General features: G+C 67.4%; 15 protein-coding genes. 6 read left to right on the top strand and 9 right to left on the bottom strand.

Annotation, left to right across the window (positions count from 1 at the left end):
* Nucleotides 1-100: 100 nt before the first annotated feature.
* On the bottom strand, nt 101-1,048 hold the full coding sequence (locus ABZ004_RS01965) for a cyclase family protein (protein ID WP_355677884.1): 948 nt from the start codon (nt 1,046-1,048) through the stop codon (nt 101-103).
* 168 nt (nt 1,049-1,216) lie between these two features.
* Nucleotides 1,217-2,557, bottom strand: a complete 1,341-nt coding sequence (gene glnA, locus ABZ004_RS01960; RefSeq protein WP_355677883.1) for a type I glutamate--ammonia ligase — start codon at nt 2,555-2,557, stop codon at nt 1,217-1,219.
* Nucleotides 2,558-2,688: 131 nt separating this feature from the next.
* Between glnA and ABZ004_RS01955 the strand changes: the two genes are divergently transcribed.
* On the top strand, nt 2,689-3,081 hold the full coding sequence (locus ABZ004_RS01955; RefSeq protein WP_355677882.1) for a DUF393 domain-containing protein: 393 nt from the start codon (nt 2,689-2,691) through the stop codon (nt 3,079-3,081).
* A gap of 113 nt (nt 3,082-3,194) precedes the next feature.
* Nucleotides 3,195-3,599, top strand: a complete 405-nt coding sequence (locus ABZ004_RS01950; protein ID WP_355677881.1) for a hypothetical protein — start codon at nt 3,195-3,197, stop codon at nt 3,597-3,599.
* Here ABZ004_RS01950 and ABZ004_RS01945 read toward each other — a convergent pair.
* The 3 genes from ABZ004_RS01945 to ABZ004_RS01935 are packed head-to-tail and all read right to left on the bottom strand — an operon-like array spanning nt 3,525 to nt 6,066.
* Nucleotides 3,525-4,463, bottom strand: a complete 939-nt coding sequence (locus ABZ004_RS01945) for an HTTM domain-containing protein (protein WP_355677880.1) — start codon at nt 4,461-4,463, stop codon at nt 3,525-3,527. The two genes, ABZ004_RS01950 and ABZ004_RS01945, sit on opposite strands and share 75 nt — an antisense overlap.
* Nucleotides 4,460-4,933, bottom strand: coding sequence for a hypothetical protein (locus ABZ004_RS01940; protein ID WP_355677879.1), 474 nt, complete (start codon nt 4,931-4,933; stop codon nt 4,460-4,462). The genes ABZ004_RS01945 and ABZ004_RS01940 overlap by 4 nt, the downstream gene beginning before the upstream one ends.
* A 50-nt stretch (nt 4,934-4,983) precedes the next feature.
* The gene (locus tag ABZ004_RS01935; protein WP_355677878.1) at nt 4,984-6,066 is read right to left on the bottom strand and encodes a DUF418 domain-containing protein; all 1,083 of its coding nucleotides are present in this window, start codon (nt 6,064-6,066) and stop codon (nt 4,984-4,986) included.
* 2,036 nt (nt 6,067-8,102) lie between these two features.
* Here ABZ004_RS01935 and ABZ004_RS01930 point away from each other — a divergent pair.
* Nucleotides 8,103-8,726: a GNAT family N-acetyltransferase gene (locus ABZ004_RS01930; RefSeq protein ID WP_355677921.1), complete on the top strand. Its 624-nt coding sequence runs from the start codon at nt 8,103-8,105 to the stop codon at nt 8,724-8,726.
* On the opposite strand, the gene ABZ004_RS01925 is transcribed toward ABZ004_RS01930, so the two are convergent.
* Both ABZ004_RS01925 and ABZ004_RS01920 read right to left on the bottom strand, forming a co-directional pair.
* Nucleotides 8,723-9,715, bottom strand: coding sequence for an ABC transporter permease (locus ABZ004_RS01925; RefSeq protein WP_355677877.1), 993 nt, complete (start codon nt 9,713-9,715; stop codon nt 8,723-8,725). The genes ABZ004_RS01930 and ABZ004_RS01925 overlap by 4 nt on opposite strands.
* Before the next feature lie 175 nt (nt 9,716-9,890).
* Nucleotides 9,891-11,270, bottom strand: coding sequence for a ferredoxin reductase family protein (locus ABZ004_RS01920; RefSeq protein WP_355677876.1), 1,380 nt, complete (start codon nt 11,268-11,270; stop codon nt 9,891-9,893).
* A gap of 165 nt (nt 11,271-11,435) precedes the next feature.
* On the opposite strand from ABZ004_RS01920, the gene ABZ004_RS01915 reads away from it, so the two are divergent.
* Both ABZ004_RS01915 and panB read left to right on the top strand, forming a co-directional pair.
* Nucleotides 11,436-13,208 (top strand): NAD+ synthase, encoded by a 1,773-nt coding sequence (locus tag ABZ004_RS01915; protein ID WP_355677875.1) that lies wholly within the window; start codon nt 11,436-11,438, stop codon nt 13,206-13,208.
* Between the two features lie 188 nt (nt 13,209-13,396).
* Nucleotides 13,397-15,457, top strand: a complete 2,061-nt coding sequence (panB, locus tag ABZ004_RS01910) for a 3-methyl-2-oxobutanoate hydroxymethyltransferase (RefSeq protein WP_355677874.1) — start codon at nt 13,397-13,399, stop codon at nt 15,455-15,457.
* A 20-nt stretch (nt 15,458-15,477) separates the two neighbouring features.
* Here the strand turns inward: panB and ABZ004_RS01905 are convergent, their stop codons facing one another.
* Nucleotides 15,478-16,380, bottom strand: coding sequence for an aldo/keto reductase (locus ABZ004_RS01905; protein WP_355677873.1), 903 nt, complete (start codon nt 16,378-16,380; stop codon nt 15,478-15,480).
* Nucleotides 16,381-16,467: 87 nt separating this feature from the next.
* Here ABZ004_RS01905 and ABZ004_RS01900 point away from each other — a divergent pair, with 87 nt between their 5' ends.
* A complete protein-coding gene (locus ABZ004_RS01900) occupies nt 16,468-16,965 on the top strand; it encodes an NUDIX domain-containing protein (protein ID WP_355677872.1) in 498 nt (165 codons plus the stop codon).
* A gap of 26 nt (nt 16,966-16,991) precedes the next feature.
* Here ABZ004_RS01900 and ABZ004_RS01895 read toward each other — a convergent pair whose 3' ends face one another.
* Entirely contained in the window at nt 16,992-17,168 is a 177-nt protein-coding gene (locus ABZ004_RS01895; protein ID WP_355677922.1) for a hypothetical protein, read from the bottom strand.
* Between the last annotated feature and the right edge of the window lie 27 nt (nt 17,169-17,195).

Raw genomic sequence — 17,195 nt, 5'->3', positions numbered from 1 at the left:
AGCCCCGGACGCAAGGGTCTTGCACCTGTGGATAACTTCACGCTCGAACCGCACTCCGCCGATAAACTCAGCAAGGAAGAGCAGGGGGCGCGGACTGCGGCTAGAAAGTTGCTATGGGGTTGGCGGGGGTGCCGGAGGTGCCGGCTAGGCGGAGGGGGGCTAGGGATAGTTGGAAGTCCCACTGGTTGAGGGCGGCGGCTGTCGTGGCGCACGCTTCTAGGTCGCAGTTGTCTAAGAGCCAGAGGCCCATGGCTACGAGGCTTACGGCGTGGACTGGCATCAGGATGTTGTCGTAGCCGGAGGGTTGGACATCCTGGGGAGTGTCGGCGCCGATGAGGGCGACTTCGCGTTCCTGGAGCCACGGTAGGCAGGAGGCGTGCCAGCCGGCCTGGGTGATGCCGCCGGACGGGCCCGACGCGTGGCGGGCGCGGCCGTAGCCGGTTCGCAGGAGTACGGCGTCGCCGGATCGCACCTGGACGCCCTGGCGACGTTCGGCTTCCTCGAGGTCCTCAGGGAACACACCGTCGCCCGGCTCGAGCCATGGCACGTCGCGAACCGCGGCGACGTCCAGGAGGACGCCGCGGGTGACGATCCCGTTCGCGGCTGCCGTCACGGCTGCCCACGCCGATCCTGTGGCGGGATCGACCAACGAGTGCGACCGGCCGTTGTACATCTTGCCGTCCCAGAAGAGATGGCAGGGCGAGTCGAGGTGGGTGATCGTGTTGCCGTGGAAGAAGATGCCGAGGCGCTCGTTGGAGAAGCCCCAGCGCCGGTCGTTGTGGAAGAGCTCCGGCATGTGCTCAGCACCCGGCATGTCGGCCGCGCATGGGCACGACGTCGTCGATCGCTCCATCTCCTCCGGTACGGCGATCTCCCAGGCGCACGACACGCTCCGGCCGTGGCGGACAGCTCGTGCTGCCGCCAGCCGGACGTCGTCGGTGATGTGGTTCAGCGTGCCGAGTTCGTCGTCATCGCCCCAGCGTCCCCAGTTCGAGAGCGTGTCGAAGTAGCCGAGCACCTCGTCCTGTGCGGGCATCGATCTTGCCACCGTCGACTCCTCTGCTCACGTCGTCCGCAACACCGCACGCAGCGTATCGACCAGACGGATCAAAGCACCGACGGCAGCCGACTCAGCCCGAACGACCTGCAGGGAGCAGCTTGCGCAGGTCACCCGGCGCGCACCGCACAAGCAGCAGCTCGCTGCAGGTTGGACGGATCAGAGCACGGGTAGCAGTTTGTTGAGTTCGAAGGGGGTGACCTGGCGGCGGTAGTCCTGCCACTCGGCGCGCTTGTTGCGTAGGAAGAAGTCGAAGACGTGCTCGCCGAGTGTCTCGGCAACGAGCTCGCTCTCCTCCATCGCCTGGATGGCTTCGGCGAGGCTGCTCGGCAGCGGCTTGATCCCGAGCGCCTTCCGCTCGCGCGGCGTCAGCGACCAGACGTCGTCCTCCGCCTCGCGAGGCAGCTCGTACCCTTCCTCGATCCCCTTCAGCCCAGCCGCGAGCATTAACGCGAACGCCAGGTAAGGGTTCGCCGCCGAATCCAGCGACCGGAACTCGACCCGCGAGGACTGCCCCTTGTGCGGCTTGTACATCGGCACCCGCACCAGCGCGGACCGGTTGTTGTGGCCCCAAGAGATGAACGAAGGCGCCTCATCACCAACAGCGAGCCGCTTGTAAGAGTTCACCCACTGGTTGGTCACAGCGGTGATCTCACCCGCGTGATGCAGCAGCCCGGCGATGAACGCCCGCCCGGTCTTCGACAGCTGGTACTGCGCCCCGCCCTCGAAGAACGCATTCCGGTCGCCCTCGAAGAGCGACATATGCGTGTGCATCCCGGACCCGGGCTGGTCCGACAGCGGCTTCGGCATGAAGGACGCGTAGATGCCCTGCGACAGCGCGACCTCCTTCACCACCACCCGGAAGGTCATGATGTTGTCTGCGGTCGACAGCGCGTCGGCGTACCGCAGGTCGATCTCCTGCTGACCCGGCCCGCCTTCGTGGTGGCTGAACTCCACCGAGATGCCCATCGACTCGAGCATGGTGATCGCCTCGCGGCGGAAGTCGTTGCCGATCCCCTGTGGCGTGTGGTCGAAGTACCCGGATGAGTCGACCGGTTCCGGATACGTCCCCGGCGCGCCGGTGAGCGACTTGAACAGGTAGAACTCGATCTCCGGGTGCGTGTAGAAGGTGAACCCGAGGTCGGCCGCCTTCGACAGCGTTCGCTTCAGCACGTGCCGCGGGTCGGCGAACGACGCGGACCCGTCCGGCATGTTGATGTCGCAGAACATCCGCGCGGTGCCCATCGTCTCGCCGCGCCACGGCAGGATCTGGAACGTCGACGGATCCGGTTTGGCCAGCATGTCCGCCTCGGTCACCCGGGCGAATCCCTCGATCGCCGAGCCGTCGAACCCGATCCCCTCGGCGAACGCGCCCTCCAGCTCGGCCGGCGCCACCGCCACCGACTTGAGGAACCCGAGCACATCGGTGAACCAGAGCCGGACGAACCGTACGTCGCGCTCCTCGAGCGCGCGCAGCACGAACTCCTGCTGCTTGTCCATCGGCGAGTCCACCTCTCTCAGTTCGAACACTTGTTTTCGGAGCCTCACACAGTCTGCCCCGGCCTTGTTAAGCAGACGTTACGTGTTGGCGCCGACAACGCGCGCACGCGACCCCGGCGTACGGTGGATCCGTGCCCGACACACCGATCCTGATCTTCGACGGCGACTGCGCATTCTGTACGACGAGCGCCCGGTGGCTGGAGCGCACGCTCGGCTCGCGGGCACCGGTGGAGCCGTGGCAGTTCACCGACCTCACGGCGTACGGGACGACCGCCGAGCGGGCGCAGTACGAGGTGCTCTGGGTGGCTGCCGACGGGCGGATCCACGGCGGGGCGCAGGCGTTCGCGCGCTGGCTGATCGACTCGGGCGGGGTCTACAAAACAGTGGGCACGCTGATCACGCTGCCGCCGGTGCGCTGGATCGCGGCCGGTGTCTACCGGCTGATCGCGAACAACCGCAACCGGATGCCCGGCGGTACGCCGGCGTGCGCCCTCCCCCGGTCAGCACCACCGCCTCGGCCCTGAATCCAGGCCAGGACCGGCTCCAGCGCTCAATGTTCACGCTACCGGTGGAGGTCGTGACCGAGACATGCCGAGTTCGTCACCTGCTCGCGACCCGGAGGGCCTAAGTTTCTCCCGTGCAGACGATCTTCCAGGCCGCCCTGATCGTGGCTGCTGTGCTCTGCGCCAGTGACCTGCTGCTCAGCACCGCGCGGTTCGTCCGCTCGGTCCAGGCGCGCCGCCCGGCCGAACTCGACGTCCTCGGCCGTCGCTGGCTGCCGATCCCGGAACTCGGCTTCGGCATGTTCGCGTTCTGCTGCCCCGGTCTCGTCACGCTCGGCCTGACGCACGAGAACCGGGCGCTGCCGACCATGCAGATCCTGCTGGCGGCGCTGATCTTCGGGTACGCCGGTGCGGTGCTGTCCCGCGTCGTCCGTACGCCGGGCCCGGGCGGCCGCCGGTTCCGGTTACGCGCCGGCCTGCTCCTTGGCCTGCCCGCGATCTTCGGCCTCGTCTTCGGCCTCTCCGGCGTCGCCAGCTGAGGCTGCGCCACTGCCTGCCGGTACTGCGGCGCGCCGCCGACGCCACCAGGGCACGATCCGCTCCAACGGGGCGAAGGCGAGCCAGCAGACCACCGTCGGCAGGAAGTGGATCAGCAAGATCGCCGTGTTCGCCGCGTGGAACCCGAGGAAGAACAGCGCCCCGAGCAACTGCCAGCGCCCCTTCAGCCACAGGATCGCCGGCGACAGGAACTCGCCGATGATCCCCACCCACTGCATCACATGCAGCATCCACGGGTGATGCAGCAACCACTCCCCGACCGGATGCGGCCGGCGCACGATCGCCCAGGTCAGGATCGCGCTGTTCGGCCAGGCCAGCGTCCACCCGGCACCGCGAAGCTTGGCGATCGACGAGAGGAAGTACGTGCAGATCACCGAGATCTGCACACACCGGATCGCCCATCCCGCGGCTTCGGATTTGGTCTGATCCGCGTACGGGTTGCCAGCCTTGGTGCGCGCGACGGTCGGGAGAACCCAGAGCGCGACCGTCAGCGCGAGGTGGTCGTGGTCGACCTTGCCGTCGCTCATCCCGATCAGCACCCACCAGGTGAAGGCTGGTGCGACCACCCAGCCGGCGATCCGGGGGAACCGGTTGGTGGCTCCGATCAGGCAGGCGGCGATCAATACGTAGTACAGGGCCGTCGTGTTCGCGACCGATGGGGTCGGCAGGTGGAACAGGCGTTCGAGGAGGAGTGGTTTGTACAGGTCGGGGTGCTCGCCCTTGAGTCGCGTGTCGCGGACGAACGCGTGCATGTCGAGGATGACGAACAAGTACAGGATCGTCCGCAGCCAGGCGATCCGGGCGAGCGCGATCGGTGCCGTGAACCAGTTCGCGACGGTCTTCATCGGCGCACCTGCCAGGTCGCCAGTACTTCGGACGCCGGCGGTCCCTCGACGCGTCCCTTCACCAGCGTGGTGGTGTCGCGGATCAGTTCGAGCTTCACGTACTTCGGTTTGCCGGGGTGCTTCTTCGCCCAGCCGTCCGCGACCGCCTGCAGCTTCGAGGGATCCGCGACGATCTCGCCGGTCCGCGCCTCGATCTCGGCCCGGGCGACACCGGCACCCTCGATGTTCAGCGGTACGTCGACCGTCGTACCGGCGTCCGTCTGCGCGCTGATCCGGGTGTAGGTGATCGACGCGTCGTCGGCCACGCTGCCGGCGTACTGCGACATCGGCCCGAACGGCCAGGCGTCGTCACTGGCCCGCACCGAACCGTTGATCAGCAGGCCGATCCCGGCCAGCGCGACCAGCACCCGGACCACCTTGCCGGTCGTGCCCAGCCGTACGTCCCCCGTACGCTCACCGCTAACCTTCACGCCGGTCATTACACACCAACCGGGTCTCACTCCCGCCGCCGGTTGGCCGACTATGCCTTCGCGGTGACTGGTTTGTCGTAGGTGATCCGGCGAATGAGCGTTTCGAAGGGGCCGCGGTAGCCGGCTCGGCGCATCCGGTCTGCGATGAGGACGGTCAGGAGCCAGGTTGCTGTGGCGAGCAGGGCGGTCGCTGTGATGGAGAGGTTATCGGCGAGACCTGCCAAATAGGGGGTGAAGGCAACGGTCCAGACGACGGACTGGGTCAGGTAGCAGGTGAGGGAGCGTTGGCCTGTTGCGGCGATCGCGGTGGTGATTCGGCCGGGGCGATCCTTGAGTTTGATCGCGATCAGGGCGATGAGTGCGGCGTACCCGAATCCGCCGAGTGTTCCGGTGGCGTCGTGCAAGGGGCCGAAGAGGTCTGCTCGGGGTTGGCTGGTGAGGCCGGCGATCCAGAGTGAGACCGGGAGGGCGCCGGCGACGGCGGCTGTGATGCCGATCGCGGCTGTTGTCTGGAGGAGGCGCTTGTATTGCTCGGGGCGTTCGAGGACGCGGCGCCGGCCGGCCCAGATACCGATGAGGAACGGGCAGGCGAAGCCGATCGGGCCCAGTAATGCGATGAAGGGCTGGACCGGGATTCTTGCTTGGAGACCGTCGAGGAAGTTAGGCGGGAGCATGGAGATGTCAGGTGGGTCTGCGCTGACTGCCATCGAGCCGTCGTTCGGTAATGCGGTGAGCAGGAAGAGGAAGAATGCGGCGAGAAGGATCCAGCGGTCCTTCCAGCGGAGTGTCCAGACGCCGATGAACAGCAGTACGCCGTACGCGCCGAGGATGTCGCCGATGTAGAACAGCATCGCGTCGATGAATCCAAGGACCACGAGAACGAGACTGCGCCGCCAGAGCAACCACCTGACCGATCGCCAGGCGACCCCTTGCTCACTCTGCCGAGCAGCGATCCGCGCCACGCCGTACCCGAACAACACCCCGAACATCGGAAACGCCCGCCCATCGACAAACGTGGAAATCCCGCCGGCAACCACGCGATCCAGCTGCGACCCGTCCGTCGGGAAACCACCGCGGATTGTCGGTCCCTGGATGAAGTAGTGCGAGTTCGCCAAGGCGATGAACAACAACATGAACCCCCGCGCCAAATCCGGCGCCAACGCCCTCTCACCCAGCCCTGTGGGCCCACCTGTCGTAGTCACCCTGACAGTCAATCGGCGCAGGTGGCTCTGCGGATATCAGCAAAAGTACTCACCTGAACAACGAAGGTATAGCCGGTACGCCGAACGCCCAGCTCCCCTAGAACCAGACACACCCAGATCCGACCTCCCCCGCGAAGCAGCACCTGGCGGGCGGTCTCCGCAACACCCCTAACCACCTCGCCCCCGCGAGCACAACCCGACCGGCATCCACCCCAAAGGGCTCACCTGGCGGGCGGGTGTCCGCAACACCCCGACCACCTCAAGCCTGCGAGGACGAGCCGACCGGCATCCACCCTGAAAGGTTCACCTGGTGGGCGGTCTCCGCTGCGGGATTGTGCTAGTCGAGCCGGCGGGTATCAAGGGCGCCTTCGGCGTCCCTGCGGGATCTTCGACCCTTGACACCCACCGTCTCGACCAGGGAAGTACGCAGCTACGCGAATCCCGCCAGACGTGTGAGCCCGAGGGGTGTTGATTGCCCAGGCCGGTCGGGTGCTGGCTGCGTCGTCGGGGCCGTCGCGTCGCGGGTGAGGGACCGTGCTGTCGATCGGCAGAATCATGCCGCCGCACGGCGTGGCCGCCTGCATTGGCGCGTATCCGCGACCGAGTGCCTACCGGACGGAGAGCACACTCGGTGAACCGACCTCACCCTCGAAGGTCGAGCCGACCAGCCCGCCGATCGACCCCAGCCGCACCGCCCGATCGCCTCCGCTCACACCGGCAGGACGGACTGCGCACCGAGGAGCTGATTCGCAGAGCGAAACGGTCGCCGAGCCCCTCAACCTGGCCAACCCGTGACCGTCCGACACCACCAGAGCCAGCGAAGAGGCGGCATCGCTCCCCGTGTCGGGGTTCACCCCCTGCTATGGGAGGGGGCTAAGCACCACAAGAAGAGCGGAGCACCCGGATTGGACGGAACCCGGCCGAGTTCGGCTGCTGGGCAGCTGCGGCCGGCCCGGTGACGGTGGCGACCAGCGCCCGGGGCGGGCCGGAGCGGACTTGGGGTAGTCGCCCCGGCGGCGAGGTGTTCCCGCTGTCGTTCTGCGGAGTATTGAGCCCGGTTGGAGGGAAGGGGCGTACCGACGGACATGAGGTATCGGCGGCGGGAGGTCGGGTTCAGCCTCAGGCTGGGTCGGGTTGGGGTGGTTTGGGCGGATACCTCATGTCGGTCGGTACGGGGATTGGAGGTGGTGTGCGTGGATTGATTCGGATGGGCGTTTGGTGCGCAGGTTCGCGCAGGGGTGGGGAGGGGTTGTCCCGATCGACAGGAAATGGAGGGGTGGCTGGCTGGGGTTCAGGCTCAAAAGTGGTGGTGTGGGGGGCGGTTTCGGGGGGCATTTCCTGTCGATCGGGACGTCGGGGCGGCTGTTTGCCGGGATGTCAGGGGTTACTGGGTGGACGCTGCTTAGCTCGTTCGACGAACTCGGGTCCAGCGCGGCGGCTGGCCGGTTTTTCGGCCACTGCCGCGAGTATTTCGCGGTATCGGGCGAATATGGCGTCAGCGGCCGGACGGTCGGGTGGAGTCAGCCGGAATCCTGGCAGGTTGGGCGGGCGGGCAGTACGGGAACTGTTCGGGGCGGGGACCGGGCGTGGGCTTGTTGAGCGTTCGGGCGGGGCGGGGGCATAGGGATGCTGGGCGTTCGAGGCGGGGACCGGGCCATGGGGTTGCTGAGCGTTCGGGGCGGAACCGGGCCATGGGGTTGCTGAGCGTTCGGGGCGGAACCGGGGGCATGGGGTTGCTGAGCGTTTGGGCTGGTTGTCAGTTGGGTGAGCGGGGCCGGGATAGCTGCGGTCTTTCTGGTCGGGGCGGTGGGTGTCAAGGGTCGAAGATCCCGGAGGGACGCCGAAGGCGCCCTTGATGGCCAGCGGCCCGACTAGAACAATTTCGCAGCCCGGCGTCGCGTACCAGGGTTCTTCTGCGTCCCAACCAACCAGATGCAGCACGCGTCAGAGGGAGCGTGTTGACGGACGTGGTGCGGCAATGGGTGCTCGGCAGGTCCATCAGCCGCGGATGGAAGCAGGCCGACGAAGGCAGCGTGGTTCTCCTGCGCATCGGGGATCCCGAGCGGATGGTTTCGTATGTGGTGGACGAAGCCGACTTTGAGAGTGCTGCAGGGCTGGCCGAAGGTGATGACCATCCGGCCGAGCTGTCTTGGCTGAGTGTGGTGACGAACGAGCCCGACAACATGATGCGGAGGATTCGAAGCGCCGGGTTGGAGTATCGGCGGACTGAGTGGTTGATGTCGGTGGACCTTGCAAGACAGCCGGTACGTCGGGCGCCGGCGTCGTACGGGGTTGAGGTGGTGCGGCGCGGTGAGGTGGTCCAGGTGCGGGTTCAGGAGGACGACGAGCTCGCCGCCCGCGGACAGATGGTTGTCATGGGCAATGATGCGGTGGTCGACATGGTGTGGACGGAACCTGAGCACCGGCGGAGAGGGCTGGGCGGGGCGGTGATGTCGCGGCTTGCCGAAGAGGCGCAGAAGGGAGGCGCGGAGAGAGGACTGCTGGCCGCGTCAGTTGAAGGGCGGCAGCTTTACAACACCTTGAACTGGGAGACGTTCGCCGAAATTCTGGTGGCGCGGACCACGGGTTAGGAGAGGCGCACGCGTGGGTCGACGAGGCTGTAGGCGAGGTCGACGATCAGGTTCGCTGCGACGAGGATGACTGAGGCCAGCAGGACGGTGCCCATGATGACGGGGAGGTCGTAGTTGCCGACGCTGTCCAGGACCAGGTTGCCTAGCCCGGGGAGGTCGAAGATGCGTTCGGTGAAGATCGCGCCCGAGAGACTGGTGGCGATGTCCAGACCGAAGATGGTGATGACGGGAATCAGGCCGGCCCGGAGCGCGTGCTTGTAGGTGACTTTGCGGTCGGAGAGTCCCTTGGCGCGCGCCGTACGGATGAAATCTTCGCTCAAAGTCTCGACCATCGAGCCGCGGGAGTAGCGGGCGTAGTCGACGCAGCCGTAGATGCCGAGGACCAGCCACGGCGTGAGGAGTCCGCCGAACCACTTGGCGAGGTTCTCCGACGGTGGAGTCCAGCTGCCGCGCGGGAGGATCGGGTAGACGATCGTCAGGTACAGGGCGGCCAGGAGACCGACGATGTAGTACGGCACCGAGCTGAGTACCAGGGTCCCGCTCATCAGGAATCGGTCGCTCGCGGTGCCCCGGCGCTTGGCCGCCGTCGAGCCGACCGTGACGCCGATGGTGAGCACCAGTACGCCGTACCCGGCCACCAGGGAGACCGTCACGGGGAGCCTGCTGGAGAGCATCTCGTACACGGGCCGGTCGTTCTTGAAGGAGAAGCCGAGGCACGGTGCGGGGCAGTGCTGCGTGAAGCCGGACGTCTCGAAGTCGCGGCCGACGAAGATGCCGGAGACGTACTCCGCGAACTGCTGCACCTTCGGCTGGTCGAGGTGCAGGTTGCGCTTGATCTCGTCGTAGCGCTGCTGGGTGCAGTTGCGGTCACCGCAGATCGCGCCGGCCGGATCGGTCGGGGCGATGAAGAACAGCGCGAAGGTCGCGATCATCGTGACCAGGACCACGCTGACAGCGCTCACCAGACGGCGAGCCACGAAATACACCATGCTTGCGATTCCTCCCCTGCGGACCGGTCCTGCGGACCCCCAGCCGCCGCGACATCGTGCCACACCCCCGCCGCCCGCCGGGCAAAGCCGGCCCGATCGGGCAGCTGCGGGTTGGGCGGCTGCCCGATCAGGCAGCCGCAGGTCGGGCAGCCGCCCGTCAGGTTGATGCTGGTGGTCAGGTGGTGCCGAAGCGTTCGGTGTGGATTCGGCGGAGGGGGATGCCGTGGGCGGCTAGGGCGTGGCTGACGGTGTGGACCATCGGGGCCGGGCCGCAGAGGAAGTAGTTGAGACGGGCCGGGTTGCGCGGTAGGTAGCGGGCGAGAAGCTCGCCACTGATCCGGCCGGCCTCGCCGATCCAGTCCGGGCCCGGCTTGCTGATCACCTCGATCACCTTGAGGTTGAGGCGTTTCCGGACCTCCTCGATCTCCGCCCGCAGCATCAGTTCCTCGACCGTCCGCGCCGCGACGATCAGCCAGTGCCGGCGCCGGTCGCGGCGATCGGCCAGCGTCCGCAGCATGCTCAGCAACGGGGTGATGCCGACCCCGGCCGCGATCATCATGAACCCCGACGAGCCGTCCCGCCCCTCGATCGTGAACCCGCCGTACGGACCGTCCAAAAACACCCGGCGCCCGGGCCGCAGCCCGCTGAGCAACTCGGTGAAGTCGCCGAGCGCCTTGATCGTGAACTGCTTGACCCGCGGCCGGTCGGCCGACGACGAGATGCTGAACGGGTGCTCCTCGAAGACGAAGGCCGTCGACCCGAACTTCAGCCACGCGAACTGCCCCGCGGCAAAGGGCACACCGGCATGCCGGTCGGCACGAATCGTCAAGGTGACCCCATCACCAGGCTCACGCCGTACCTCTTCCAGCAGATAGGAACGCCGACGCGCCCGCAACGGCAACCACAGCCAGCGCCGTACGCCGAGCGCAAGCACCAAAAGCCCGGTCCCGAGGAACCAGATCGCCAGCAGCGGCTTCGTCATCAGATGCCGCAACCACCAGACATGCAACCAGGCCGTCCCCAGCACGATCCAGGCCAGCAAGTTGTGCACCATCCGCCAGCCCTCGTACCGCGGCTGACGGTGAGCCCGGGTGACCGCCAGCACCACCATCAGAACCAGTGCCAGCGTCGACACCGTCGCTGCCCGCGCGGCCCAGGTCGTATGCGCCAGGTCGAAGATCCGCAGACCCCGCGGATCCTCGATCAGCACCGCGATCAGGTGCATCACCACCAGCAGTACCGCCGCCTTCGCGATCGACCGGTGGATCCGCAGGATCGTCTCGATCCCGAACGCGGCGATCAGCGGCGACACCCGGGCCGGCAGGATCACCGTCACCACCAACGCCGAGAAGGCGACCAGGCCGAGGCTCAGCGCGAGAGCCTCACCGACACCGATCCCGATCCCGATCCCGAGCTCCTGCGGCCGCAGCGACAGCACGGTGAGCACCAGCGGCACCATCAGGGCTTCCAGATAGAGCAGGAACCAGCCGATCCGGGCAGCGGGGCCGTGCACATGGGTGGTGACAGGTCGACGGCGGATCATCAGCAATCCCATCGCATCCTTCGGGGGCGTGCCTGGAACCTACGCCCGGCCAAAGACCTCCGGAATGCCTCTTTTCGTTAAGACCGCAGTCTTGCACCAACTTTACAAACAAGTTGCCTCTAGCAACTGTTCACCAGCCTGCCGCACCCCGGAACCAGTAGGCAGTAAGGTGCGGGGGTGCCTCAGCTTCGGGTTGCTCTTGCTCAGCTCAACGTCACCGTCGGTGATGTCGACGGGAACATCGAGAAAGTCCTGACCTGGACGCGGAATGCCGTCGACCGGGGAGCGCATGTCGTCGCGTTCCCCGAGCTCGCGCTGACCGGCTACCCCGTCGAGGACCTCGCCCTGCGCGGCTCCTTCGTGGAGGCGTCGCAGGCCAAGATCCACACCCTCGCCGAACGGCTGGCGAGCGATGGTCTCGGCGAGGCGGTCGTCGTGGTCGGGTACCTCGACCGCGCCACCGGTACGGCGATGGGCGTCGACCGGCTCGGCCGCCCGAAGGGTTCACCGACCAACTCGGCGGCGGTCATCCATCGCGGCAAGGTCGTCACCTCGGCGGTCAAGCACCACCTGCCGAACTACGGTGTCTTCGACGAGTTCCGCCACTTCGTTCCCGGCGACACGTTGCAGGTGATCCGCATCCACGGCGTCGACGTCGCCCTGGTGATCTGCGAGGACCTCTGGCAGGACGGTGGCCCGGTCGCGGCCACCCGTGCCGCCGGTGCCGGACTCCTCCTGGTGGTGAACAGTTCGCCGTACGAGGCCAACAAGGACGACGTCCGCGGTGAGCTGGTCACCCGGCGAGCCCGCGAAGCCGGCTGCGCGCTCGCCTACGTGAACCTGGTCGGCGGCCAGGACGAGCTGGTCTTCGACGGCGACTCGCTGATCGCCGATGCCGACGGCAAGGTGTTCGCGCGGGCGCCGCAGTTCGAGCAGGGCAGCATGGTGGTCGACCTCGACCTGCCGGCCCCGACCGGTACGCCGGGAGGCGAGCACGAAGGCATCCGGATCGTGCACACCGTGCTCCACGAGGACCCGCTGCCTCCGTACGAGCCGATCGCGGTCGCCCAGGCGCCGCGGTTGTCGGACGAAGCCGAGATGTACGGCGCGATCGTGCTCGGGCTGCGCGACTACGTCCGCAAGAACGGTTTCAAGTCGGTGCTGCTCGGACTCTCCGGCGGGATCGACTCGTCACTGGTCGCCGCGATCGCCTGCGACGCGATCGGCGCCGAGCATGTGTTCGGCATCTCCAACCCGAGCGTCTACTCCAGCGAGCACTCGCGCGACGATGCGGCCGAGCTCGCCGCACGGACCGGGCTGAACTACCGCGTCGTACCGATCCAGCCGATGGTGCAGCCGTTCCTGGAGACCCTCGGGCTGACGGGCCTCGCCGAGGAGAACCTGCAGGCCCGGGTCCGGGCCGTCATCTGGATGGGACTCTCGAACGCCGACGGTCACCTAGTACTTGCCTGCGGCAACAAATCGGAGCTCTCGGTCGGCTACTCCACCATCTACGGCGACGCGGTCGGCGGCTACGCGCCACTGAAGGACGTGCCGAAGACGGTGGTCTGGCGGCTCGCGAAGTGGCGCAACGCCGACGCCAAGGAGCGCGGCAAGCAGCCGCCGATCCCGGAGAACTCGATCGCGAAACCGCCCTCGGCCGAGCTCCGGCCGGGCCAGGTCGACACCGACTCGCTGCCGCCGTACGACCTGCTGGACGACATCCTCGACGACTACGTCGAGCAGGATCGCGGCAGCGCCGAGCTGGTCGCTTCCGGGTTCGATCCGGAAGTAGTCAGTAGGGTGATCCAACTGGTCGACAAAGCGGAGTACAAGCGACGGCAGTATCCTCCGGGTCCGAAGATCACCCACAAGGCGTTCGGGCGGGACCGGCGGCTGCCGATCACCAACGCCTGGCGTGAAGACGCCAGGAAAGCCGCCGAGGACTGAGCAGGCAGAGACAGGAAGGCGACGGAGAGCTGAGTGGATCGTGGCGTAACCGCCCCTACCCCGACGACTCGTTCCCGCGGACGGGCAGTTTCAGCCTGCCCGAGGACGCTGCCGACGACCCCGGTCCGGACGTGAGGGATCCGTCACCCGGTGGCGCTCACGGACCGCAACGGTGGGACGATGAGCCCATGGTTGACAACTTCATGTCGGCCGGTACCAACGGCGACGCCGACGACGAGCTGCCGGCGCCGTACGGGACCGGACCGAAGAACCGGACAACCGAGGAGCAGCACCGCTCGGAGTACGGCTACACCGAGCCGGAACGATCCGGCGAGGGCTGGCGCGATCGTTCGACCGCACTGGACGGGCTCGACCCCGCACCGTCGCTGCCGAACGCACCCCGGTCGTACGAGCGCGGCCCGGTGCCGCAGCAACCGTACGTGCCGAAGCCGCCCTTCCTGCCCGGTCCCCCGCCGGCCGCGCCCGACCGCGGCTACCAGGGCCCGGCGCAACAGCAGTACGGCGAACAGCAGCACCAGGAGTCCGGCTCGTACGGCGACTCCTACCGCAGCGAGCCGAGTTCCGACCGGTACGACGAATCGCCGTTCGCCCCGCGTACGCCGTACCAGGAACCCACGTCCTTCCGGCCGCAACAGCAGCAGCCGACCACGCCTCCGCAGGCACCGCCGTCCGCCCCGCCCGGGCAGAACCCGTTCGCGCCGAGCCGCAACGGGACGAGCGGTCACCCGCCGCAGCCCGCAGCACCGTCAGCGCAGAGGCCGCCCAGCTCCAACGGTCACAGCGCCCCCGGCAACTCCGCGCCCAGGCCGCCGCAACCACCGCAGTCATCGCAGTCATCGCAGTCGAGCAACGGGCACAACCCGAGCAGCAACGGCTGGAACCAGCCCCACTCCCCCGCACCGACGCCCCCGCAGATCACTCCCCCTGCGCAGCCGCAGCTCAGTGCGCCGTCCAACGGCCTCACACAGAACCCGCCCGCTCCGCCAGCGAATCGGCCTCCAAGTGCACCGACGGCCGCAGCGAGCTCGCCGACCGGTTGGAGTGGACAGGCACCGAGCACCGGCCAGACGCCGAACGCCTCCAACGGCTATCCGTCCGACCCGTCGGCGGAGTACGAGAACAACTCGCCGATCAGCTCGGCGGCTTCCCCCTCGACGCGCACCGCGGCGCCCGTCCAGCCAAGCCAGTCGACGTCGACCTCGGCCGCCCCCGCAGCGCAAGCCCAAGGGCAGCAGGGCGGTAGCCGCCCGGTCGGTGCACGACGTCGCGCCGACGTGCAGCAGGACGCACCGAGCCAGGTCCAGGCCGAGCCCGTCGCCTCACACCGAGGCGCGCGCCGCGCACAGCCGACAGCAAGCACAGCACCAGGCGAATCAGCCGGTACTACGACGTCGTCCTCCGCACCGAGCACGCCCAGCGAGCCGGGCAACCGTCCTCGCCGCTACCGGATCCACCACCTGCGGGACATGAAGAACCGTGGCGAGAAGTGGGCCATGCTCACGGCATACGACCAGTACACCGCAGAGATCTTCGACGAGTCCGGCATCCCGGTGCTGCTGGTCGGCGACTCCGCCGCGAACAACGTCTACGGCTACGACACCACGCTGCGCGTCACCGTCGACGAGTTGATCCCGCTGGCACGTGCGGTCGCCAATGCCGTGCAGCGCGCGTTGGTGGTGGCCGACCTTCCGTTCGGTTCCTACCAGGCCTCACCCGAGCAGGCATTCCACACCGCTGTCCGCTTCATGAAGGAGGCAGGGGTGCACGCGGTGAAGCTCGAAGGCGGGCGCACCGTCGTACCGGCCGTGGAGAAGCTGACGCAGGCCGGTATCCCGGTGATGGCCCACATCGGCTTCACCCCGCAGAGCGAGCACAGCATCGGCGGCTACCGCGTCCAGGGACGTGGCGACCAAGCGGCCGGGCTGATCGACGACGCGGTCGCGCTTGCCGAGGCGGGCGCCTTCTCCGTCGTACTGGAGATGGTTCCCGGTGACGTCGCCGCGGAGATCACCAAGCGGATATCGATCCCTACGATCGGCATCGGCGCCGGCCGCGACACCGACGCACAGGTGCTCGTCTGGCAGGACATGGCCGGCCTACGCTCCGGCCCGATGCCGCGTTTCGTCAAGCAGTACGCCGACCTCCGCGGGATCCTCACTACAGCCGCCACCACCTACGCCGCCGAAGTAGCCAACGGCGCCTTCCCAACCGACGACCACACGTTCTAGCCCCAAAGAAAGAGCGGATTCTAAATCCAGGGAAGAGCCGACCGCTCTGACCAATACTCCGAGGGTGCTTGTGCGAACTCGGTCAATGGGCCAGCGCTCGCTTTGCTGAGGTTGCTTTCCAGTTGCTCGGCCGTGGTGGCGCCGCTGAGGACGACATCGGCCCAAGGCTGGGCGAGCGCTGCGCTGATGGCGAGCGAGTCGGGAGCGACGCCGTGCTTGGCGGCGAAGGTGTTGAAGGGCGTCTCGTCGGCCTTGGAAGTCAGGCGGCCATTGGCGACGGCTTCCTTGACGACGACGAACCAGCCGGCTTCATGAGCTTCGGCAAGCGCCGGACCGACTGACGGCTCGAGAACATTCCAAGTCGACTGAACGGCCGAGAACGGTCCGTCGAGCTTCAGTGCTTCGCGCAACGTCGCTGCTTGGTGCGGGCCGCTCGTCGAGAGACCAACCCGTACGCCGTCCGCCGCGAGCTCACAGAGTCGGTCGAGCAGCTTCGTATCCGTCAACGCAGGGCTGTCCGACGTGAGGCTGTGCACCAGGTAGAAGTCGGGCCGTCCACCCAAAGCCTGGAGAGTCTCCGGCCATTGGCGCTCGAAGGTCTGCACCGAGTGATCCTTCACCTCGTGCGTCGTCGCATCATCGCGCCAGCCGGCGACGTACGTGTAGCCCCACTTCGATCCGATGGTCAGCTGACTGCGGCGCTCAGGAGTCAGCCACTCTCCCAGGAACTCTTCGGCAAGGCCGTAGGAACGCGCTGCGTCGAAGTACCGCACACCCGCCTGCCAGGCCTGCTCGAGCAACTCGTGCGTCCGCCGGCGAAGGTCCTCGACCTCACGCCCCTGCGGCAGATCCTGGTCGTGGCCGAGATTGATGTAGCCGGGTCGTCCGAGCGCGGCCAGTCCCAGGCCGATCCGTGCAGTCATACGTCGATCGTCTCATCGGACTCCAACTGGCGAGACGCGCCGTACGGCGGCTCGGTGCGGGGCTCGCGTCGCCTACCGTTTTGAAGTGTGACCGATTCCCGCCTGCCTCCGCCCGGCACCGTCGTCCGGCGTACGACGGCCCGAGTCCTTCCCGTCCGCCCGGACGGCAAGGTCTTACTGCTGCACGGGTGGGACCCGCTGATTCCGGCCAGGCCGTACTGGTTCACGATCGGCGGCGGTGTCGAAGCCGGTGAGACGGCCGCGCAGGCCGCCAGCCGCGAACTGCGCGAAGAGGTCGCGTTGCTGGTGCCGGCCGAATCGCTGGGTGAGCCGGTCGCGACGAACACGATCGAGTACGAGTGGGGCGGCTGCCCGATCATCCAGCACCAGACCTTCTTCGCGGTCGGTGTGGAAAGCGTCGAGGTGAGCTTCGCCAACCAGGAGGAGCTCGAACTGGAGACGATCAGCGACCACGGCTGGTGGCACCCCGACGACTTGGAGGCGACCGGCCAGGCGGCGCACATCACCATCCCCGAACTACTCCGCCAAGCCGTCAGCGCAATCGAACTGCGGAAAGCGAGCTAGCCCGCCCCAAGCTCAGGCGACTGGGCTCAGCGGGCGCGGGCTTCTTTCAGGACCTTCTTCGGGACCTTCTTGTCCACCTTGTAGTGGACGCGGTCCAGCCGCTCGGCGCAGCCGGCATCAGCCAGCCGCTTGAGGACGACCGGGCACTTCTTGCACCTCGGCTTGTCCTTGCAGCACTTCTTCTTCGCGGTCATGGACGGCACCTGGCGAGTGTAGGTGAGGCATACCTA

The sequence above is a fragment of the Kribbella sp. NPDC006257 genome (assembly GCF_040613535.1).
Taxonomy (GTDB): domain Bacteria; phylum Actinomycetota; class Actinomycetes; order Propionibacteriales; family Kribbellaceae; genus Kribbella.
Note: the sequence above shows the minus strand (reverse complement) of the source record. Positions and strands in the feature narration are given on the sequence as shown.

What these genes read in the sequence shown, in the direction of transcription:
- ABZ004_RS01945 (WP_355677880.1), bottom strand. Translation starts at nt 4,463, where the DNA reads ATGAAGACCGTCGCGAACTGGTTCACGGCACCGATCGCGCTCGCCCGG.
- ABZ004_RS01925 (WP_355677877.1), bottom strand. Translation starts at nt 9,715, where the DNA reads ATGGTGTATTTCGTGGCTCGCCGTCTGGTGAGCGCTGTCAGCGTGGTC.
- panB (WP_355677874.1), top strand. Translation starts at nt 13,397, where the DNA reads ATGGTTGACAACTTCATGTCGGCCGGTACCAACGGCGACGCCGACGAC.
- ABZ004_RS01920 (WP_355677876.1), bottom strand. Translation starts at nt 11,270, where the DNA reads ATGGGATTGCTGATGATCCGCCGTCGACCTGTCACCACCCATGTGCAC.
- glnA (WP_355677883.1), bottom strand. Translation starts at nt 2,557, where the DNA reads ATGGACAAGCAGCAGGAGTTCGTGCTGCGCGCGCTCGAGGAGCGCGAC.
- ABZ004_RS01935 (WP_355677878.1), bottom strand. Translation starts at nt 6,066, where the DNA reads ATGTTGTTGTTCATCGCCTTGGCGAACTCGCACTACTTCATCCAGGGA.
- ABZ004_RS01905 (WP_355677873.1), bottom strand. Translation starts at nt 16,380, where the DNA reads ATGACTGCACGGATCGGCCTGGGACTGGCCGCGCTCGGACGACCCGGC.